This window comes from Enterobacter sp. DNB-S2, assembly GCF_019443845.1.
Taxonomy (GTDB): Bacteria; Pseudomonadota; Gammaproteobacteria; order Enterobacterales; family Enterobacteriaceae; genus Enterobacter; species Enterobacter asburiae_B.
In genome coordinates, this window is record NZ_CP050520.1 from 3,088,771 (window position 1) to 3,108,560 (window position 19,790).

Annotated in this window: 20 protein-coding genes and 1 pseudogene; 9 read left to right on the forward strand and 12 right to left on the reverse strand. The window is 51.8% G+C overall.

What is annotated here, in order from left to right:
- Positions 1-41: 41 nt before the first annotated feature.
- Positions 42-230, reverse strand: a complete 189-nt coding sequence (locus tag HB664_RS14700; RefSeq protein WP_023335881.1) for a hypothetical protein — start codon at positions 228-230, stop codon at positions 42-44.
- A gap of 391 nt (positions 231-621) precedes the next feature.
- Here HB664_RS14700 and HB664_RS14705 point away from each other — a divergent pair, with 391 nt between their 5' ends.
- The 4 genes from HB664_RS14705 (at position 622) to hslJ (ending at position 3,724) form a co-directional block, all read left to right on the forward strand.
- Positions 622-2,022 carry a cytochrome ubiquinol oxidase subunit I gene (locus HB664_RS14705; protein WP_087822669.1) on the forward strand — a complete coding sequence of 467 codons (1,401 nt, stop codon included), beginning with the start codon at positions 622-624 and terminating at the stop codon, positions 2,020-2,022.
- Positions 2,022-3,032, forward strand: a complete 1,011-nt coding sequence (gene cydB, locus HB664_RS14710; protein ID WP_033145694.1) for a cytochrome d ubiquinol oxidase subunit II — start codon at positions 2,022-2,024, stop codon at positions 3,030-3,032. The genes HB664_RS14705 and cydB overlap by 1 nt, the downstream gene beginning before the upstream one ends.
- A complete protein-coding gene (locus HB664_RS14715) occupies positions 3,032-3,160 on the forward strand; it encodes a DUF2474 domain-containing protein (protein ID WP_008501283.1) in 129 nt (42 codons plus the stop codon). Before cydB ends, HB664_RS14715 begins: the two co-directional genes overlap by 1 nt.
- A 126-nt stretch (positions 3,161-3,286) precedes the next feature.
- Positions 3,287-3,724, forward strand: a complete 438-nt coding sequence (gene hslJ, locus HB664_RS14720; protein WP_058841012.1) for a heat shock protein HslJ — start codon at positions 3,287-3,289, stop codon at positions 3,722-3,724.
- Here the strand turns inward: hslJ and HB664_RS14725 are convergent, their stop codons facing one another.
- Positions 3,725-3,991 (reverse strand): DUF333 domain-containing protein, encoded by a 267-nt coding sequence (locus HB664_RS14725; RefSeq protein ID WP_219939706.1) that lies wholly within the window; start codon positions 3,989-3,991, stop codon positions 3,725-3,727. It lies immediately after the preceding gene.
- Between the two features lie 271 nt (positions 3,992-4,262).
- Between HB664_RS14725 and nifJ the strand changes: the two genes are divergently transcribed.
- Together nifJ and ompC are read left to right on the forward strand one after the other, a co-directional pair.
- On the forward strand, positions 4,263-7,787 hold the full coding sequence (nifJ, locus tag HB664_RS14730) for a pyruvate:ferredoxin (flavodoxin) oxidoreductase (protein WP_219939707.1): 3,525 nt from the start codon (positions 4,263-4,265) through the stop codon (positions 7,785-7,787).
- Between the two features lie 389 nt (positions 7,788-8,176).
- Positions 8,177-9,286, forward strand: a complete 1,110-nt coding sequence (gene ompC / locus HB664_RS14735) for a porin OmpC (protein ID WP_059346843.1) — start codon at positions 8,177-8,179, stop codon at positions 9,284-9,286.
- 337 nt (positions 9,287-9,623) lie between these two features.
- On the opposite strand, the gene HB664_RS22815 is transcribed toward ompC, so the two are convergent.
- The 7 genes from HB664_RS22815 to HB664_RS14770 all read right to left on the reverse strand — a co-directional run bounded on the left by HB664_RS22815 (position 9,624) and on the right by HB664_RS14770 (position 14,704).
- Positions 9,624-9,701 (reverse strand): hypothetical protein, encoded by a 78-nt coding sequence (locus tag HB664_RS22815; protein WP_223239581.1) that lies wholly within the window; start codon positions 9,699-9,701, stop codon positions 9,624-9,626.
- 68 nt (positions 9,702-9,769) lie between these two features.
- Complete coding sequence (locus tag HB664_RS14745) at positions 9,770-10,192, reverse strand: GFA family protein (RefSeq protein WP_045888983.1); 423 nt, start codon at positions 10,190-10,192, stop codon at positions 9,770-9,772.
- A gap of 3 nt (positions 10,193-10,195) precedes the next feature.
- Complete coding sequence (locus HB664_RS14750) at positions 10,196-10,393, reverse strand: hypothetical protein (protein ID WP_023616678.1); 198 nt, start codon at positions 10,391-10,393, stop codon at positions 10,196-10,198.
- Positions 10,394-10,458: 65 nt separating this feature from the next.
- Complete coding sequence (locus HB664_RS14755) at positions 10,459-11,490, reverse strand: methyltransferase (protein ID WP_045143078.1); 1,032 nt, start codon at positions 11,488-11,490, stop codon at positions 10,459-10,461.
- Between the two features lie 258 nt (positions 11,491-11,748).
- On the reverse strand, positions 11,749-12,198 hold the full coding sequence (locus HB664_RS14760) for a hypothetical protein (RefSeq protein WP_219939708.1): 450 nt from the start codon (positions 12,196-12,198) through the stop codon (positions 11,749-11,751).
- A 143-nt stretch (positions 12,199-12,341) separates the two neighbouring features.
- Positions 12,342-12,686, reverse strand: a complete 345-nt coding sequence (locus tag HB664_RS14765; protein WP_214579784.1) for a DUF1294 domain-containing protein — start codon at positions 12,684-12,686, stop codon at positions 12,342-12,344.
- Between the two features lie 494 nt (positions 12,687-13,180).
- Complete coding sequence (locus HB664_RS14770; protein WP_219939709.1) at positions 13,181-14,704, reverse strand: cyclic diguanylate phosphodiesterase; 1,524 nt, start codon at positions 14,702-14,704, stop codon at positions 13,181-13,183.
- Between the two features lie 675 nt (positions 14,705-15,379).
- Here HB664_RS14770 and HB664_RS14775 point away from each other — a divergent pair.
- From HB664_RS14775 to ttcA, 3 genes and pseudogenes are all read left to right on the forward strand, one after another.
- Complete coding sequence (locus HB664_RS14775; protein ID WP_033145702.1) at positions 15,380-15,790, forward strand: ASCH domain-containing protein; 411 nt, start codon at positions 15,380-15,382, stop codon at positions 15,788-15,790.
- A 56-nt stretch (positions 15,791-15,846) separates the two neighbouring features.
- A pseudogene (locus HB664_RS22820) lies at positions 15,847-15,918 on the forward strand (hypothetical protein); the annotation flags it as partial.
- A 35-nt stretch (positions 15,919-15,953) separates the two neighbouring features.
- On the forward strand, positions 15,954-16,889 hold the full coding sequence (ttcA, locus tag HB664_RS14780) for a tRNA 2-thiocytidine(32) synthetase TtcA (RefSeq protein WP_219939710.1): 936 nt from the start codon (positions 15,954-15,956) through the stop codon (positions 16,887-16,889).
- Between the two features lie 42 nt (positions 16,890-16,931).
- Here the strand turns inward: ttcA and dbpA are convergent, their stop codons facing one another.
- The 3 genes from dbpA to zntB all read right to left on the reverse strand — a co-directional run bounded on the left by dbpA (position 16,932) and on the right by zntB (position 19,772).
- Complete coding sequence (gene dbpA / locus HB664_RS14785) at positions 16,932-18,305, reverse strand: ATP-dependent RNA helicase DbpA (RefSeq protein WP_219939711.1); 1,374 nt, start codon at positions 18,303-18,305, stop codon at positions 16,932-16,934.
- A 27-nt stretch (positions 18,306-18,332) separates the two neighbouring features.
- Complete coding sequence (locus tag HB664_RS22960) at positions 18,333-18,506, reverse strand: hypothetical protein (protein ID WP_305089335.1); 174 nt, start codon at positions 18,504-18,506, stop codon at positions 18,333-18,335.
- Positions 18,507-18,788: 282 nt separating this feature from the next.
- Positions 18,789-19,772: a zinc transporter ZntB gene (zntB, locus tag HB664_RS14790; RefSeq protein ID WP_023335899.1), complete on the reverse strand. Its 984-nt coding sequence runs from the start codon at positions 19,770-19,772 to the stop codon at positions 18,789-18,791.
- Positions 19,773-19,790 lie beyond the last annotated feature (18 nt).

The window sequence follows — 19,790 nt, forward strand, 5'->3', positions numbered from 1 at the left end:
AAAGAGAAGATTTAGCTAACTGTTATAGTTCGTGAAACGAATTACTTACGGTACTCGGTAACGTGGCTTTGCGCCTGACGCGCGGCGGCCAGGTGATCGAGCGTGATCATCGACGATTTGCAAAAGATGCATTTCGCGCCGAGTGGGTTTTTCTCAGACATATCAAAGACTGAGGTACGGTACTGCGAGCCATGACAGCATGGGCAGCGGAAATGAATATAAGAAGTCATAGGATTCTCCTGTGAACGTAAAAACGTAAATTACTAATGGGCCGATTGGGCAGTAATGGTTTTAAACAAAACGAATCGGAAAGTAGATAAAGACCCAAGAGAGGCTGCGGAGAGGCACAACGTGATGAGAACTGCTTTATAAAACTACGTCAGATATTTATTTGGACTCAAAACCAGAGGGTCATTAACGCACGGCGCAGACGACAAGGCAAGCAGTTTTATGCGTAAAATTCATAAAAAGACGGTTTTTATTCCTCATGCGAGGTATATCAGATGACTAAAGCATGAGTTTTAAGTCAACTGTTATGGTTAAAAATCACTTTTCTGCGTCTGATAGTCCGAACGTTGCCCCTATACCATAACAGCACACCGTTTGACATTGAGGCTGTGCATGTTTGGTTTAGATGCTTTTCACCTTGCACGGATACAGTTTGCCTTTACCGTATCCTTTCACATTATTTTCCCGGCGATCACCATCGGCCTGGCAAGCTATCTTGCCGTACTCGAAGGGCTGTGGCTGAAAACCAAAAATCCGGTCTGGCGCTCGCTGTACCATTTCTGGTCGAAGATTTTTGCCGTCAACTTTGGCATGGGCGTGGTCTCCGGGCTGGTGATGGCCTACCAGTTCGGCACCAACTGGAGCGGATTTTCACAGTTTGCGGGCAGCATTACCGGCCCGCTGCTGACCTATGAAGTGCTGACCGCCTTCTTCCTCGAAGCCGGGTTCCTCGGCGTGATGCTGTTCGGCTGGAACAAAGTCGGGCCGGGTCTGCACTTCTTCTCCACCTGCATGGTGGCGTTGGGCACTATTATTTCTACCTTCTGGATCCTCTCGTCGAACAGCTGGATGCAGACCCCGCAGGGCTATGAGATCGTCAACGGTCAGGTCGTGCCGGTGGACTGGTTCGCCGTGGTGTTTAACCCCTCCTTCCCTTACCGCCTGCTGCATATGTCGATAGCCGCATTCCTGAGCAGCGCCCTGTTTGTGGCCGCATCCGCGGCATGGCATCTGCTGCGCGGCAATAATACCCCTGCCATACGGGCAATGTTTTCGATGGCGCTGTGGATGACGCTGATTGTCGCCCCCATCCAGGCCATGGTTGGCGATATGCACGGTCTGAACACCTTAAAGCACCAGCCCGCCAAGATTGCCGCCATTGAAGGCCACTGGGAAAATCCGCCGGGTGAGCCTACCCCGCTGCTGCTGTTTGGCTGGCCGGATATGGAGCAGGAGCGCACCCGCTTTGGGCTGGAGATCCCAGCGCTGGGGAGTCTTATCCTGACGCACAGTCTTGATAAACAGGTTCCGGCTCTCAAAGAGTTCCCGAAGGAAGACCGTCCGAATTCCACCATCGTGTTCTGGTCATTCCGCATCATGGCGGGCCTGGGCATGCTGATGCTGCTGCTCGGGGTGATGGCTCTCTGGCTGCGCTACAAAAAACGCGTGTATTCGTCTCGCCCCTTCCTGTGGTTTGCGCTGCTGATGGGGCCAACCGGGCTGATTGCCATCCTGGCCGGGTGGATCACCACCGAAGTGGGCCGCCAGCCGTGGGTGGTCTACGGACTCCAGCGAACGAAGGATGCGGTTTCTGCCCACGGTGACCTGCATATGAGCGTGAGCCTGCTGGCCTTCTTCGTCGTCTATACCTCGGTATTCGGCGTGGGTTACAGCTATATGGTACGCCTCATCCGAAAAGGCCCGCAGCCGCATGAAACTTTCGCCACCGAGTCCGACGGACGTCCGGCGCGCCCGCTTTCTGCCGTCACAACTGAACATAAGGAGCAGCCATAATGGGTATCGACCTTTCCATTATCTGGTTTGTGATCATCGTCTTCGCCACGCTGATGTATATCGTGATGGACGGTTTTGATCTGGGGATTGGCATTCTGTTCCCGGCCACGCAGAACGCCGACGATCGCGACGTGATGGTCAACAGCGTCGCGCCGGTCTGGGACGGAAATGAAACCTGGCTGGTGCTTGGCGGTGCCGCCCTGTTCGGCGCATTCCCGCTGGCCTATGCGGTGATCGTTGATGCCCTGACCATTCCGCTGACGTTAATGCTAATCGGACTTATTTTCCGCGGAGTGGCATTTGAGTTTCGCTTTAAAGCCACGCCGGCCCACCGCCCCTTCTGGGATAAGGCGTTTATTGGCGGTTCAATTCTGGCAACGTTCACCCAGGGCGTGACGGTAGGCGCCGTCATTAACGGCTTTACCGTCACCGGCCGGGCCTATACCGGCGGCCCCTTTGACTGGTTTACCGCGTTTAACCTGTTTTGCGGCGCGGGGCTGGTGGTGGCTTATGCGCTGTTAGGCTCTACCTGGCTGGTGATGAAAAGCGAAAACGCGCTGCAGGAGCGGATGCGTGAGGTGTCGAAAACGCTGTTAATCGTGCTGCTGGCGTTTATTGCGGCGATCAGCCTCTGGACGCCGCTGGCGCAACCGGCCATCGCTGCGCGCTGGTTTACGCTGCCGAATCTGTTTTATCTGCTGCCTGTCCCTGCTCTGGTGGTGATTTTTAGCCTGTACCAGTGGCGCTGCCTGAATAATCCCGCCAGCCATAGCCGTCCGTTTATTCTGACGCTGGGGCTGATATTCCTCGGCTTTAGCGGGCTTGGGATCAGCATCTGGCCGCATATTATTCCACCGTCGATCACCCTGTGGCAGGCCGCCGCCCCGACGCAAAGCCAGGGCTTTATGCTGGTTGGCGCGCTGTTGATCATTCCCGTTATTCTGGTCTACACCTTCTGGAGCTACTACGTGTTTCGCGGCAAAGTTCAGCATGGGGAGGGTTATCACTGATGCAACAACCGGTCTGGAAAAGATTGCTGTGGCTGGCCATTATCTGGGGCGGCAGCGTACTGGCGCTGGCTGCTGTCAGTATGCTCTTCCGCATGCTGATGACGGCGGCAGGATTTAAATCTCATTAACGTTATTCCGGGCAACCGCTGCGTTGCCCGGCTCCTCCCAGCACTTTCAGATAAACCCCATTAACGCACGGCAGAGTATCGTTACACTGGAAAAAGATTCACGGTATTTATAGTTTGAGAAGAAAAATGAAAAAGCTCATTGCGTTAAGCGTTATTAGTCTTGTCCTTTCCGGCTGCGTTAATCCGGGCAAAGCCTCCGTACAGCCGGAGCAACTTAAAAACCACCGCTTTGTGCTGGAAAACGTCAACGGTAAGGCCGTGAAGACCGCGACAACGCAACCTGAGCTCAGCTTTGGCGCGCTGCCAGATATCAGCCTGGTGAATAACATCAGCGTTTCTGGTCAGATGTGTAACCGCTTCAACGGACAGGGGAAATTGTCCGAAGGCGAGCTGAAGGTTAAAACGCTGGCCATGACCCGTAAGCTCTGTACTGAGCCGCAGCTGAATGAGCTGGATCAGACCATCGGCGACATGCTGCGCAAAGGGGCGCAGGTCGACCTGACTGAGGACCAGTTAACGCTGGCGACAGCCGATAAAACGCTGATGTTTAAGCGTGTAGAATAATCAGTAGTTACCGCAGCTTCCAACGGCAAGCGACTGTTCGCTACAGCGTTTGCCGTTTGGCAAGGCGCACATCCCAATAGCAGAACCATCAAGCTGGCGGGCGACAGACAGCGAACCGCCAATCATCGCGCAGTTGGCCTGACCTGAACTTGACATCGCCGCTTTAATTCCCGGCGCCACGTGGGCTGCCGTTGCCTGCTGGACTGGCTCACTGCTACATGCCGACAACAATAACGCGGCACACCCTACCCAAAATGCTGAACGCATGCTCTCTCCCCCATGAATAATGCGAAACCTATGCATAATAGGCATCACATCCCGTGTCGTCGAGAGCGGAAGTGCGTATTTATGCGCTTCAGAAACAATTTCTCGCAATTTTTTCGCCAAAAGTTTGATCTACTCATTGATGGCAGGAATACCAAGGACACAAAAGCGAAAATCGTAAAATCCCCCGTTTGCTAGAATACACAGATAATATTCAGGGTTTGTTGCCGTAATACAGACCCCTATTTTTTGCGCAATGTAAGGGTGTTGTCCTATGCAAACTATTGACGGTAATGGTGCAGTTGCCTCAGTCGCGTTTCGCACCAGTGAAGTTATCGCCATCTACCCGATTACGCCAAGTTCTACCATGGCCGAGCAGGCGGACGCATGGGCGGGTAACGGGTTAAAAAACGTCTGGGGCGATGTCCCGAGAGTGGTTGAGATGCAGTCTGAAGCCGGTGCGATTGCCACGGTACACGGTGCGCTTCAGACCGGCGCGCTTTCCACGTCGTTTACCTCCTCACAGGGATTGCTGTTAATGATCCCTACGCTTTACAAACTCGCCGGTCAGCTGACGCCCTTCGTTCTGCACGTTGCCGCGCGCACCGTTGCTACCCACGCGCTCTCTATCTTTGGTGACCACTCCGACGTGATGGCCGTGCGCCAGACCGGCTGTGCGATGCTATGTGCCAGCAGCGTTCAGGAAGCGCAGGACTTTGCCTTAATTTCGCATATCGCCACGCTTAAAAGCCGCGTGCCGTTTATTCACTTCTTTGATGGTTTCCGCACCTCTCACGAAATCAACAAAATCGTCCCGCTGGCCGACGATACTATCCTGAATCTGCTGCCGCAGGCGGAAATCGACGCGCATCGCGCCCGGGCTCTGAATCCTGAACACCCGGTTATTCGCGGGACATCGGCGAACCCGGATACCTATTTCCAGTCCCGCGAGGCCACTAATCCCTGGTACAACGCGGTTTACGACCATGTTGAACAGGCAATGGATGACTTTGCCGCCGCAACCGGCCGGCAGTACAAACCGTTTGAGTACTACGGCCATCCGCAGGCGGAACGGGTAATTGTGCTGATGGGGTCAGCCATTGGGACCTGTGAAGAGGTAGTAGACGAGCTGCTGACGCGTGGTGAAAAAGTTGGCGTGCTTAAGGTGCGTCTCTATCGTCCGTTCTCGGCCAAACATCTGCTTTCGGCTCTGCCTGAAAGCGCCCGCGCTGTGGCGGTGCTCGACCGTACCAAAGAGCCGGGCGCGCAGGCGGAACCCCTCTATCTGGATGTGATGACCGCCCTGGCAGAAGCCTTTAATCAGGGCGAACGTGAAACGCTGCCGCGCGTAATCGGGGGTCGCTATGGTTTGTCCTCCAAGGAGTTTGGGCCGGACTGCGTGCTGGCGGTATTCAACGAGTTAAGCGAAGCGAAACCCAAACCGCGCTTTACCGTCGGCATTTATGATGATGTGACGAATCTGTCCCTGTCTCTGCCGGAAAACACCCTGCTCTCGACCGCCAAACTTGAGGCGCTGTTCTACGGTCTGGGCAGCGACGGCAGCGTCTCCGCGACCAAAAACAACATCAAAATTATCGGCAACTCCACGCCGTGGTACGCCCAGGGGTACTTCGTCTACGACTCCAAAAAAGCAGGCGGCCTGACCGTATCCCACCTGCGCGTGAGCGAACAGCCCATCCGCTCTGCGTATCTTATTTCTCAGGCCGATTTTGTTGGCTGCCACCAGCTGCAGTTTATCGATAAATACCAGATGGTCGAGCGCCTGAAGCCCGGCGGCATTTTCCTCCTCAATACGCCGTACAGCGCGGACGAAGTCTGGACGCGGCTGCCGCAGGAAGTTCAGGCGGTGCTGAACCAGAAAAAAGCCCGTTTCTACGTGGTCAACGCCGCGAAAATTGCCCGCGAATGTGGCCTTGCTGCGCGTATTAATACCGTAATGCAAATGGCCTTCTTCCACCTGACCAATATTCTGCCGGGCGACAGCGCGCTGGTGGAACTGCAGGGTGCAATTGCCAAAAGCTACAGCAGTAAGGGCCAGGAGCTGGTCGAACGAAACTGGCAGGCGCTGGCGCTGGCACGCGAATCGCTGTTTGAGGTACCGCTGCAGCCGGTGAATGCCGCAAGCCCGAACCGCCCTCCGGTGGTGTCCGATGCGGCGCCCGATTTCGTTAAGACCGTGACGGCGGCGATGCTGGCCGGCATGGGCGATGCCCTGCCCGTCTCCGCGCTACCGCCGGATGGCACCTGGCCGATGGGCACCACGCGCTGGGAAAAACGTAACATTGCCGAAGCGATCCCCATCTGGAAAGAAGAGCTGTGTACCCAGTGCAACCACTGCGTTGCGGCCTGCCCGCACTCTGCCATTCGTGCCAAAGTGGTTTCACCGGAAGAGATGGAAGCCGCGCCTGCCAGCCTGCATTCGCTGGATGTGAAATCTCGCGATATGCGCGGACAGAAATACGTTCTGCAGGTCGCGCCGGAAGATTGCACCGGCTGTAACCTGTGCGTCGAGGTCTGTCCGGCGAAAGACAGGCAGGATCCGGAGATCAAAGCCATCAATATGATGTCGCGTCTGGAGCACGTTGAAGAGGAGAAGGTCAACTATGACTTCTTCCTGAATCTGCCGGAAATCGATCGCAGCAAACTGGAACGTATTGATATTCGTACCTCACAGCTGATTACGCCGCTGTTTGAGTACTCTGGCGCCTGCTCCGGCTGCGGTGAGACGCCGTATATCAAGCTGCTTACCCAGCTGTACGGTGACCGGATGTTGATTGCCAACGCAACCGGCTGTTCATCCATCTACGGGGGCAATTTGCCTTCTACGCCGTACACCACCGACGCGAATGGGCGCGGTCCGGCGTGGGCAAACTCGCTATTCGAGGACAACGCCGAATTCGGCCTGGGCTTCCGCCTGACCGTCGACCAGCACCGCGCGCGCGTGATGCGCCTGCTGGAGCAGTTTGCCGGGCAGATCCCCGCTGAGCTCAATGACGCGCTTCATGCGGACGCGACGCCAGAAGAACGTCGTGAGCAGGTTGCTGAGCTGCGCCGCGCGCTGCAGGGCGTTGCGGGGGCTGAACAGCTGCTGACCGACGCTGACGCCCTGGTCGAAAAATCAATCTGGCTGATTGGCGGTGACGGCTGGGCTTACGATATCGGCTTTGGCGGACTGGATCACGTGTTGAGCCTGACCGAAAACGTCAACATCCTGGTTCTGGATACGCAGTGTTATTCCAATACCGGCGGCCAGGCGTCGAAAGCGACGCCGTTAGGCGCGGTAACGAAATTCGGCGAACACGGTAAACGCAAGGCGCGCAAAGATCTCGGCGTGAGCATGATGATGTACGGTCACGTTTACGTCGCGCAAATCTCGCTGGGTGCCCAGCTTAACCAGACGGTGAAAGCGATTCAGGAAGCGGAAGCGTATCCTGGCCCGTCGCTGATCATTGCCTACAGCCCTTGCGAAGAGCATGGCTACGATCTGGCCCTCAGCCACGACCAGATGCGTCAGCTGACCGCGACCGGCTTCTGGCCGCTGTACCGGTTCGACCCGCGTCGTGCAGACGAGGGTAAATTACCGCTGGCGCTGGATTCGCGTCCGCCGTCGGATGCCCTGGCCGAGACGTTAATGCAGGAACAGCGCTTCCGTCGCCTTAACGCCCAGCAGCCGGAAGTGGCCGAGCAGCTCTGGAAAGATGCCGCTGCTGACCTGCAAAAACGCTATGACTTCCTGGCGCAGATGGCGGGTAAAGCCGAAAAACCGACCAGCGACTAGTTCCCCTGCCCGGCTTGTCCGGGCATTTTTTTGCCATAAAAAAAGCCCGGCGTATTCACACCGGGCGAATCCAGATAATCATTGAATATCTATTTAGTTTCCTTAATAGCATTCACGTTAATTATGGATGAATCATCTTACAGGCATATAACGCCGGGCAGATTACCTTAATTAACGCCTGATTAATAATTTCAATTTAATATAGTTACTTTTAAATCATTCATCAAACCAATGATCATTTCCGCCGATTTATTCGGTTTAGATTTTACTTAGTTCGTAACAATTATATTTTATTACTCTTACACAGGAGTGATTTAGCATGAGACAACTTTCTCATTCTGAAAGTTCAACAGGTAATTAAATAAAAACAACTGCAAAGGAATATCACAATGCAAAGAAAAGTACTGGCTCTGATGATTCCGGCTCTGTTAATAGCTGGTTCTGCACATGCAGCAGAAATTTATAATAAAGACGGTAACAAATTAGATCTGTACGGAAAAGTAGATGGTCTGCACTATTTTTCCGATAACAAAGGTGCCGACGGCGATCAAACCTATATGCGTCTGGGTTTCAAAGGTGAAACCCAGATTAACAACACGATGACCGGCTATGCGCAGTGGGAATACAACATTCAGGCCAATAACACGGAAGGGTCTGATAATCAGTCCTGGACGCGTCTGGCCTTCGCCGGTGTAAAAGTGGGTGACTACGGCTCCTTCGATTACGGTCGTAACTACGGTGTCCTGTACGACGTGGAAGGCTGGACCGATATGCTGCCTGAGTTCGGTGGCGACTCCTACACCAAAGCCGACAACTTCATGACCGGCCGCGCAAACGGCGTGGCAACCTACCGTAACACCGACTTCTACGGTCTGGTGCAGGGCCTGAACTTTGCGCTGCAGTATCAGGGCAAAAATGAAGACGCCAGCAACAACCAGGAAGGCACCAACAACGGTCGCGACACGCGTCACGAGAACGGTGACGGCTTCGGTATTTCTACTACCTATGACTTCGGCATGGGGATTACTGCGGGGGCCGCGTATACCTCTTCTGACCGCACCAACGAGCAGGTCATGAATACCACTGCGGGTGGAGACAAAGCGGATGCCTGGACGGCGGGCCTGAAGTATGACGCCAATAACATCTATCTGGCGGCAATGTATTCTGAAACCCGCAATATGACCCCATATGGTGATAATACCGACGCCGTGGCGAACAAAACCCAGAACTTCGAAGTGACCGCGCAGTACCAGTTCGACTTCGGCCTGCGTCCGTCCCTTTCCTACCTGCAGTCGAAAGGTAAGGATCTGGGCAACGGCCAGGGCGACCAGGATCTGGTTAAATACGCTGACGTAGGGGTCACCTATTACTTCAACAAAAACATGTCCACCTACGTTGATTACAAAATCAACCTGCTGGATGAAGATGACAACTTCTACAAAGACAACGGCATCAGCACCGATGATGTTGTAGCGTTAGGCCTGGTTTACCAGTTCTGATTGTCAGAGCCCGCATAATCATGCGGGCTCGCTTGTTTTTTGAAGTTCGTCACATAAGACAGTTTAAGAAAGGGGTTGGTTGAGGGAAAGTTGAAAGTAAGCTGGTTAAACTGCGGTGATAGCCCTTTCTTCACTAAGGATAACAGCGTTGTTTGGTCGTGTATCCCTTGCCTTACTTACCCTTTTAGCATTGCTGTGGATGGCGTTAATTTTTGATTTTGGTGATATCGTCGGGCATCTCGGGGCGCTATTAAACCATCTGGATGGCAGTTAACTATTGTCCCTGGAAATAAAAAGCCACCAGCAGTGCCGGTGGCGGGTAAACGCGTATGTCGCGTTATTTTTTCACAGGTTGAGGCTTTTTATCACCTGATTCAGGGGCCTCACGCGGATCGTCTTTTTCAACACAGAGCATAGTTTCTCCTGTTTCAGTTACCCACTGCCTACTATAGCCGGAGGAGTAAAAGAGTGGCCAGGCGGCAATCATGCCTGATCTTCCCCTTTCTCGCGAAAAGAGAGATAACCTAATACCCCACTATCCCCATCCATGGGATGGTTAACGCCGTCCATCACCTTCACCTCTGGAAAATCAAAAGGTGAAACGTTTTCAAAACAGGCGACATTAACGCCATATTCGTTTGGGTTAGAACGCCGCTGATGGAACGTGTAGATCCCGCATACCGAGCAGAAGAAATGCCGTGCCGTTCCCGTGTTAAAGCGATACTCGGTGAGCTTATCTTCACCTTTGGTTACCTTAATGCCTGACAGCGGCGCAGAGACGACGACCGCGCCCCGCATGCGACAAAAGGAACAGCTGCAGCGCCGCGCGGTATTCAGACCATCAGTGAGCTCAACGGTGAACGCTACCGCGCCGCAATGGCACTTCGCATTACGTCTTTCAGCCATGGGCTATACCCCTTTTCTCACCAGCTCGGCGGCCTTAACGAAAACCTCATCTTCTACGCCATCGCCTTTTTGCCTGCCGAGCCTGACCAGTTCATCGACAATACTGTTGCGGTGGATCGGTTTCTGCGCTGAAACCAGCCCAATAACGGCGGCCCCGATCGCCAGCCCCACTAATCCGGTTTGTTCATCTTTGTTCATCATGCTTACGCTCCTGGTCCAACCAACAAGCTTAGCAGGAATACGGTAAAACGGAATGACGGACAAGTTCAGACAGGTATGACTTCTAAAATCGACAGATAGGAACCGGTATCTATTATTTTGTTCAGCTTCAAATTGGTCTGTTCAAACAAGACCTGATACTCAGGCTCTGTTCTTGCCCGCCCGCCATCAAAGCTTGTTAACAGAAGAAGGTCAATTTCAAATCGTCCCTGCTGATTATTTTCTTTTTTAATAAGCGGTTCAAAAATTAATAATCGGGAGTTATCTTTCATTGCATTTCTGCAGCACTGAAGTATCTGAATCGCCTTCTCATCAGGCCAGTCCATCAAAATATATTTAAGTAAAAAAATGTCCGCTGCAGGACAGGCTTCAAAAAAGCTGCCCTCTACGGTCTTCCATCGGCGATTATCATTCAATAGTGAAAGTCTGTTCCGCTCAAGCACGTCTTTTTGATCAAACAAGATCCCTGTCAAGGTCGGATTTCGACGTAAAATTGCCAGCAATAAATTACCCAGCCCACCGGCGATATCGGCAACGACAGCGTTTTCAGGGAATGAATAGCTACCAGTAATAGTTTCATTTTCTACGGATGACATAGAGGCCATACCAGCATGAAAAATGTTGCTTCCCGTCACCGTGTCATCATGCTGCCAGTAATCGTAAAAAGGCTTGCCAAACAATGAATTAAAAACAGGTTTGCCTTGCAATATTTCATCCATTCTAGCCGCTGGCTGCCAGAATGTTTGGTCTGTCAACATAAGAACTGCCGCCCGTAAGGAAAATTCATGATCGGAACGCAGGAATTGAGCTGAATGGCTAAGACCGTATTCCGTTTCGGATAATTCGTTGAACACCCCACGCGAAGACAATAAGCGCATGATTCGATGAAGATAGTCGCCATCGACATTAAGCTCCTTCGCCAGCTGCTTAACGGATTTCTTTCCTTCAACCAGAAGATCTGCAACGCCTAATACCGCGACAGCCCGAAGTGCTGCCTGCCAGACAAAACCCATGCTTTGCTCTAACAAACACATTCCTTCTTTACGGCTTAGCAAATCCAGACTATTACGTTGTGACATTTTCTGCTCCTTACCAGTAAAGATGCGCTGAACAACTTAAATTCGCTAGCAAGCGTAAGTCTGGTAGTGAGCTTTATCCATAATTTCAGAAAGGATTATTTATGCGGTTTCGTACCGTTTAGCATACAATCTCTTTAAATATGTAAAAAAACAGGGCCACTTACTCTTTATTTTGATTAGTAACATAGTGACACTATTATTGTGTAAATAATTGCTTTGATGAGAAAAATGCCTGCCATGAGAAATGACATTTCATATTTAAAATCTCGGCGTCAGTCCAAACTTTGGCGTTTTGATGTTTGCAGCCCAAATCTTGATATCGTTTTGTAGGAGGATCGTGAAATCGGATTTTAAATGCGTCACCATGCTATTGACGCTGTCCGCATCAACCACTGAAAAATGTTCAATTCTGTTTTGTCCTACCTGAACACAATAATATTTGGCGGGCAGTACTTTACCATTCACATTTAGCGGCAGGTTTTTCTCACCGCAACGGCCTTCAGTAATATAGGACACCAGTAAATTAGCGGATTTTCTTCCTGGCTGGGAGACACTCACCATGACCGGGAAACCTTCCGAGGTCTGTGTCATATCATAAAGAACCGCATTTTTTATATACCAGGTATTATATTCCCGCTCCTGAAAAGCAGACCAGGAAGGCACAGAAAAGAGCACCAGCACTGCCAGGATAAGAGATTCTATTTTCATGGGATGTTGTCGTCCGTGTTGTTGCACGTATTATTCAGATTGTGCAAAAAACAGCAACCACTTAAGAATAGTCCTACTACTATTGGCAGTGACGGAGGAATGAACTAAAGATATGCCTTACCGTCAGCAGTCCCAGCCAACGCTCATAAAAGAGAATAAGAAGAAAAATGGTAAACCGCAGCCATCATGGCGATGCTGACGACGACGCTGATGAAAAAGTAGCTTTTGAAGGGCTGCTTTTGGGTTTTATGGCGAAAGAGTTGTTGGCCCACAATGGCGCCAGGCCAGCCACCTGTCACGCCAAATACCAGCAATGTCGCTTCCGGAACCCTGCGCATCCCCTTCCGCGCCGCCATTTTATCGGCGCCATACATGACCAACGTCATCACGTTGATCGCCAGAAACCACATGAGCAGAGGATGGGTAGCAAGAAGGCTGCCGATCGCAGCGATAATCAGGAGTAAATAACAAAAGCGATTAAGGGTCATAGCACGAGTCACGGAGTGTTTAGCGGTTTTGGATGACGCATTATACGCTAACTGACGAAAATCTCAGAATGAGACAGCTATTCTAAATGCAAACTGCGCCCCGGCCTTTACTGGTTAATATTTAAACTGCGGTAATAAGTAAGCATTATTTCATTATGCTATGGCCGCTAGCATTTTTTTCTTAAAAAATTAACCTGAAGCAACTTACGTCGAAAACACAGCGTAAGTGCATTGTTTTAACAAAACAATAATCATTGCATCCATCAATCTTAAGAGGGTGCGACAATGTTGATTAAAGTCAAACTAAACGTTAGACAGCTAATATTCCAAAGCCCCCATTTGCTTAAGAATCCCAAAGAGAATGTTGAAAACAATTAATTTGACCATCCGGTCAATACATAACAAAATATTACCGTGGTTAAAACAATAATGGTCTGCATTTTTGGGGGATGATGTCCCCCCTTTTTATTTCCTCAGAAACAACCGAATAAACATTATTCCACCCTGACCTTAACTTTTGGCTTCGACAAGACAACTTTGACCAGTTCCTTGAAAGGAAGAGGTTTGTAAAAGAAAAAACCCTGTAAAAACCGGATATGATTGCGTGTGAGGTAATCGAGCTGCTCTTCAGTTTCAACGCCTTCCGCCACGATGCTAATTGAGAGTTTTTTGGCCAACTCCAGTACCGAATCAAGGATTAGCGTTGAGTCCTCATTCGCATTAACCCTGGCAACAAAGCTCTGGTCGATTTTAATGTAGTCAATGTGCAGATCCTGCAGATAGGACAGACCGGAATAACCCGTACCAAAGTCATCCAGCGCAATGGCAAATCCGTTGTTATGTAGCTCATTCAATGTATTAACGAGATGTTCATCAATGTCGAGTGGTTCACGCTCCGTCACCTCAACGACGAGGTTAAGATCCTGTTGATTGAAGCTGCGCTTGTAGTGGAGACACTCTTCAACAAAGGTGGACGCAACGATATGAGAAGCGCTGAAGTTAATCCCTACGTGAAAGCCTTCTGGCAGCAATGTCGCAATAGCATTCATGTGTATTGCAACCTGCCTCATTAAGCTCTGAGTCAAAGGAATAATTAAACCGGATTTCTCCGCAAGAGGAATGAAGGACGCGGGGGAAATAAATCCTGATTGAGGATGCTTCCATCTGGCCAGCACCTCCACACCCCGTAAGGTTCCCTCTTTGCCGCTCACAACGGGTTGGTAATACGGAATAATTTCATTTTTGTAAATGGCGATGCGCAGCGACTCTTCGGGTGAAACATCCTTAGAAATATAGCGTTGAAGAATATAAGCAGAGAGAGACGATATTATCAGCAGGAATAACACCACGCCTCCGGCTCGATTGAATAATCTCTTAAGGCTAAAAAGAGGTGGAGAGGTGAATTGTACCGAGAAAGGATAAGTAGAGGCTTTTACCGTTAATACCTCTTTATTCGTAGGGTCTGCCGTCGTCACATCGCCTGTCAGACCTAAAAGCGTATTGCCTACTCTCAGGGAATATTCAACGCCATTTAATGGCATATCCAGTGCATCACGGATATGGCTATCGCTGATGCTAACGATGATTCGGCTTCCGGCATGAATTGTCTGATATAAGAGAACCGGAAGACCGTTGACGGTACTGGCCGAAGGGACGAGGAGCAGTGATGACTCAGGCAGGATTGAGCTGTTGACCAACAATACGCGGTTTCCCGGTAACGAGGAGCACCAGACCGCATCATTTTTCAGAATAACGATCGTTCGCAGGTGAGGCTGTAATGCCGCCTCGGTGCCCAGCCGATATTGCCCTTCAGCATCACACTCATTCTCGGCAAGTTGCATTGCCATCTCAGTCGCATGACGAGCTTCTTTAAGAATAACATTCATGTTCCGCACGACGTAGTGCGCCTCTGCCAGGCTATCAGCCCGTGCAGAATACCAAACCTGTAAATTAATGATAAAAACGCCAAGCAAAAACATTGTCGTGGCTGCAGCTACGGGGATAGATGCATGGCGCATTTAGGGTTCTCGATTTAAGTGAAGTAGCCGCTTCAACGATGCTGAAGTGATTGAATTGTCATTGTCTTAAGCATGGTCGATAACGTAATAAATGCCAGGCGTCAGAAAAGTTCTCGTAAACCAGATTCAGGGGAAACAAAAGGCCGCCGAACGGCAGCCCTGGTGGATAAGTGTCTATTAATATCGCTTTATTGTATTGATCGGGGTTCTTTCTGACCAGTCTGGCCGCTCGCCGGCCATGATTGCACGCTGTTGCGTTGGCGTCACAGACTGAGTTATTTCAGGCATTGACTTGTATTCGGGTTGTTTAGGTGGACTGAGAACCAGATCGGAGCTACAGCCTGACAGCAGGAAAATGGCCAGTAGAGATGAAATAAGCTTGAACACATTAAACCCTTCCAATGGGATAAAATTTTAAGAAAAAGCGTGGTGCTGGTTGCATCCAGGTGACTCGTTACTGATATTCAAAGCCACGCGCCTGGCTGCAGACAGCAGATTCACCACACAGATAACCTCGTAAGGATATATTTACCAGGGCAATACGCGCAACGCTTTGTTTTCCTTCCCACCTGAACTAAAAATGCAAGGAAAGGCGACTATGCTTCTACAGTCGAGGGGGTTTATGCTAAAACCGCTATTCCGATTCTTTTGGTTAAGAGTTAAGAAGGGATTTGAATGGTTCAGGTTGAAGAATTAAAAATGAAGTACCCAGGCGCAGTGGCCTGGCAAATGGGTGACGGCCCGGAAATGGCGAGCGTGCTTGCGGACCTTATTAAAAAAGGAATCAAAACGGCCACCTGCGGATCTTTTGCCTCGTACGCGCAGGATGTGTCTGCTCCGCGGATGGGGAGCTACAACATAATTCTTGATGGCCAGAATGTCCCGGTCTGTGTGATCCGGCTGGTTTCAATGCGGCTGGTGCGTTTTTGCGATGTAAATGAAGAATTCGCTCGCAAAGAGGGTGAAGGCGATTTAAGCCTTGAATACTGGCAGAAAGAGCATCAGCGATTTTTCTTCCGCGAAGGCCATTTTTCTGAAGATATGGAACTGATCGCGGAAGAATTTGATTTGGTTGAGGTGCTGTAAGCTGAGATAAAAGTGATACTTATCCCAGCGAGCCTGCATGATGTGAATCATTATAGGGCTCCAGATTTAACGCAGCTGTAAAACGTGCTGGTATTCGCCGCCGGAATCCGTACCATACGCGGCATACAATATTTGCCCCTGCTGGCTCCGAAGGTAGTACTAAATGCAACAGAATCAAGAGATTAACAAAAAAGAGCAATACAACCTGAATAAACTGCAAAAGCGACTGCGCCGTAACGTGGGCGAAGCCATTGCAGACTTCAAAATGATTGAAGAAGGTGACCGCATCATGGTCTGCCTGTCAGGGGGTAAAGACAGCTATACCATGCTGGAGATCCTGCGTAATCTTCAGCAAAGCGCACCGGTGAAATTTTCCCTGGTGGCGGTCAACCTTGACCAGAAACAGCCGGGCTTCCCGGAGCACATTCTGCCGGAATACCTCGAGAAGCTGGGCGTTGAGTACAAAATCGTCGAAGAAAATACCTACGGCATTGTGAAAGAGAAAATCCCGGAAGGGAAAACCACCTGCTCACTCTGCTCTCGTCTGCGCCGCGGCATTTTGTATCGTACCGCGACGGAGCTGGGCGCGACCAAAATTGCGCTGGGCCATCACCGCGACGATATCCTGCAAACGCTGTTCCTCAATATGTTCTACGGCGGCAAGATGAAAGGCATGCCGCCTAAGCTGATGAGCGATGACGGCAAGCACATTGTGATCCGCCCTCTCGCCTACTGCCGCGAAAAAGACATTGAGCGTTTTTCTCAGGCTAAAGGTTTCCCGATCATTCCATGTAACCTGTGCGGCTCTCAGCCGAACCTGCAGCGTCAGGTGATTGGCGACATGCTGCGCGACTGGGATAAGCGTTATCCAGGGCGTATCGAAACCATGTTCAGCGCGATGCAGAACGTCGTCCCTTCCCATCTCGCGGATGTGGAGCTGTTCGACTTTAAAGGCATAAACCACGAGTCAGAAGTTGTGAACGGCGGAGACCTGGCGTTTGATCGGGAAGATATTCCCATGCAGCCAGCGGGCTGGCAGCCGGAAGAAGATGACAATCAGTTTGAAGAGCTGCGTCTCAACGTGCTTGAAGTGAAGTAAGCGATTAGCGTCTCAGAAACACCTTCTGAGACGCTTCATTCTTTATTTCAGCAGACGTACGCGACAGGTTTTACCCTTAATTTTCCCGTTTTGCAGCTGCTTCCATGCCTTATGGGCAACCGCCTGGCGAACCGCTACGTAGACATGCGCCGGATGGACCGCAATCTTGCCGATATCCGCCCCGTCCAGACCCACATCCCCGGTCAGCGCCCCTAATACGTCACCTGGACGCATCTTGGCTTTTTTACCGCCATCAATGCACAGCGTCGCCATTTCAGCCTCCAGCGGCACAATGCCGGCGCTGGCCGGTGCATTCATCCAGTTCAGCTTAATCTGCAGCATCTCAGAGAGAATGTTGGCGCGCTGCGCCTCTTCCGGCGCGCAAAAGCTGATCGCCAGACCGCTGTTTCCCGCGCGCGCGGTACGGCCAATACGGTGCACGTGCACTTCAGGATCCCACGCCAGCTCAAAGTTCACCACCAGCTCCAGGGATTTAATATCCAGACCGCGCGCAGCGACGTCGGTTGCAACAAGAACGCGGGCGCTGCCGTTAGCGAAGCGGACCAGCGTCTGATCGCGATCGCGCTGTTCCAGATCGCCATGCAGCGACAATGCGCTCTGGCCGGCGGCATTCAGGGCATCACAGACCGACTGACAGTCTTTTTTGGTATTACAGAACACCACGCAGGACGCAGGCTGATGCTGGCTCAGCAATTTCTGCAGGAGCGAAATTTTCCCCTGCTGCGAAGTTTCAAAGAACTGCTGCTCGATAGCGGGCAGCGCATCTACGCTGTCGATTTCAATGGTAAGCGGATTTTTCTGCACGCGCCCGCTGATGGCGGCGATGGCCTCCGGCCAGGTCGCGGAGAACAGCAGCGTCTGACGATCGGCCGGGGCGAAACGGATCACCTCGTCAATTGCATCGCTGAAGCCCATATCCAGCATCCTGTCTGCCTCATCCATCACCAGCGTTTGTAACGCATCCAGCGAGACGGTGCCTTTTTGCAGGTGATCCAGCAGGCGGCCGGGCGTTGCGACAATAATGTGCGGCGCATGCTGAAGTGAATCACGCTGCGCGCCGAACGGCTGTCCGCCGCAGAGGGTTAAAATCTTGGTGTTGGGCAGGAAACGCGCCAGACGACGCAGTTCACCCGCAACCTGGTCTGCCAGTTCGCGGGTCGGGCACAGCACCAGAGACTGGGTCTGAAAAAGTGCCGCATCGATGTGCTGCAACAGGCCAAGGCCAAATGCCGCCGTTTTCCCGCTGCCCGTTTTCGCCTGCACGCGCACGTCACGGCCCTCGAGGATGGCGGGCAACGCGGCCGCCTGAACAGGCGTCATCGTGAGGTAACCCAACTCGTTGAGGTTATCGAGTTGGGCGGCGGGCAGAACATTCAGGGTAGAAAAAGCGGTCACAGTAGTCTCTCGTGGTCATCTTTGCGGTCAGATGGCGCGTATCCTCGCAGATCTCGCGGTTCGATGCGACAATTTAATCGGTTCTTGATCTGGCGGCGGGTCGGGCATCGGCTGCGGACGCGGGATGGGATCGGGCATTGGCACCGGATCGGTGGGGACGGGATCGGATTGACGCGATTGTTGCAGTAGCAGAGCGTTCAGGATGCTCATCATTCCCTCCAGAATTTGCTGTCGTCCCTTTTAGGGTAGACGCTGAGAATCAGGAGGCAAAAAAAAGCCGACTATGAAGTCGGCGTCGTACGAATCAATTGTGCTATGCAGTAATTCAAAAAAGGAAGTAAGACAATATGGAGCGCAACGCCCATCGCTTGACGTTGCATTCACCTGCGGGAGTAATATTGCACCTTACGGGGTAGATGTTTATTGACTTCGCTCAATTAAAAGAGCGTTTTGATCCCGTTAAAAGCTGAAAAAAGCGTAAATTTACAGCCATTTACTACGATGCAACCACCATGCAACACCACCAATCAAAACAACTAACATCACGCAAAACGCGGTAAAGCCGTAGCGATAAGCGCCACCCGGAATTCCCCCAAGGTTCACGCCAAACAGCCCGGTAAGAAACGTGCTGGGTAAAAACACCATCGCCATCAGGGACATCGTATAGGTTCTTCTCGCCAGAGACTCCTGCATCACCTGCGCGATTTCGTCCGCCATCACCGCCGTTCTGGCAATACAGGAATCAATCTCGTCCAGCCCGCGCCCCAGCCTGTCGGCAATATCCTGCATTCTGCGTCGCTGATCGTCATTCATCCAGGCGAGCCTTTCGCTGGCAAGACGCGCATACACGTCGCGCTGCGGCGTCATGTAGCGGCGCATCACAATCAACTGCTTACGCAATAAGGCCAGAAAACCGCGCGGCGGGATCTGCTGATCGAGCAGGTTATCTTCCAGGTCGATGATTTTGTCGTGCAGCTCTTCAATAAATTCACTCGCATGATCGGTAAGGGCGTCGCAGACGTCCACCAGCCAGCTGCCGCAGTCGACCGGCCCGGTGCCCTCTTTCAGATCGTTGACAATGTCATCCAGCGCCAGAACTTTTCGCTGGCGGGTCGACACAATGAGCCCATCGTCCATGTAGACACGCATCGCAACCAGCTGATCCGGGCGTTCATCCGTGCTGCCGTTAATGCAGCGCAGGGTGATCAGCGTCCCGTCACCCATTCGGCTCACGCGGGGCCGCAGGCTTTCACCCGCCAGCGCATCGCGCACGTTATTGGGCAAGAGCGGCGTCGAGGCCAGCCAGTCAGCGCTGTCCGGGTGGGTGTAGTTCAGATGTAGCCAGCAGGGATGCGCACTATCGATCACATCATTATCTTCCAGCGGTCGCGCACCGCCGCGACCATCCAGCACCCACGCAAAAACTGCGTCTGGAACGTTTAGTTCAGATCCTTTAATGCTTTCCACAGCGCCTCCACCTTTTTA

Bases quoted from the DNA above. Each gene is read 5' to 3' on its own strand.
- HB664_RS14765 (WP_214579784.1), bottom strand. From the start codon at position 12,686: ATGACCCTTAATCGCTTTTGTTATTTACTCCTGATTATCGCTGCGATC.
- HB664_RS14750 (WP_023616678.1), bottom strand. From the start codon at position 10,393: ATGATGAACAAAGATGAACAAACCGGATTAGTGGGGCTGGCGATCGGG.
- cydB (WP_033145694.1), top strand. From the start codon at position 2,022: ATGGGTATCGACCTTTCCATTATCTGGTTTGTGATCATCGTCTTCGCC.
- nifJ (WP_219939707.1), top strand. From the start codon at position 4,263: ATGCAAACTATTGACGGTAATGGTGCAGTTGCCTCAGTCGCGTTTCGC.
- HB664_RS14755 (WP_045143078.1), bottom strand. From the start codon at position 11,490: ATGTCACAACGTAATAGTCTGGATTTGCTAAGCCGTAAAGAAGGAATG.
- HB664_RS14770 (WP_219939709.1), bottom strand. From the start codon at position 14,704: ATGCGCCATGCATCTATCCCCGTAGCTGCAGCCACGACAATGTTTTTG.
- HB664_RS14775 (WP_033145702.1), top strand. From the start codon at position 15,380: ATGGTTCAGGTTGAAGAATTAAAAATGAAGTACCCAGGCGCAGTGGCC.
- HB664_RS14760 (WP_219939708.1), bottom strand. From the start codon at position 12,198: ATGAAAATAGAATCTCTTATCCTGGCAGTGCTGGTGCTCTTTTCTGTG.
- ttcA (WP_219939710.1), top strand. From the start codon at position 15,954: ATGCAACAGAATCAAGAGATTAACAAAAAAGAGCAATACAACCTGAAT.
- HB664_RS14700 (WP_023335881.1), bottom strand. From the start codon at position 230: ATGACTTCTTATATTCATTTCCGCTGCCCATGCTGTCATGGCTCGCAG.
- hslJ (WP_058841012.1), top strand. From the start codon at position 3,287: ATGAAAAAGCTCATTGCGTTAAGCGTTATTAGTCTTGTCCTTTCCGGC.
- HB664_RS14745 (WP_045888983.1), bottom strand. From the start codon at position 10,192: ATGGCTGAAAGACGTAATGCGAAGTGCCATTGCGGCGCGGTAGCGTTC.
- ompC (WP_059346843.1), top strand. From the start codon at position 8,177: ATGCAAAGAAAAGTACTGGCTCTGATGATTCCGGCTCTGTTAATAGCT.
- HB664_RS22815 (WP_223239581.1), bottom strand. From the start codon at position 9,701: ATGCTCTGTGTTGAAAAAGACGATCCGCGTGAGGCCCCTGAATCAGGT.
- HB664_RS14705 (WP_087822669.1), top strand. From the start codon at position 622: ATGTTTGGTTTAGATGCTTTTCACCTTGCACGGATACAGTTTGCCTTT.
- HB664_RS14725 (WP_219939706.1), bottom strand. From the start codon at position 3,991: ATGCGTTCAGCATTTTGGGTAGGGTGTGCCGCGTTATTGTTGTCGGCA.
- HB664_RS14715 (WP_008501283.1), top strand. From the start codon at position 3,032: ATGCAACAACCGGTCTGGAAAAGATTGCTGTGGCTGGCCATTATCTGG.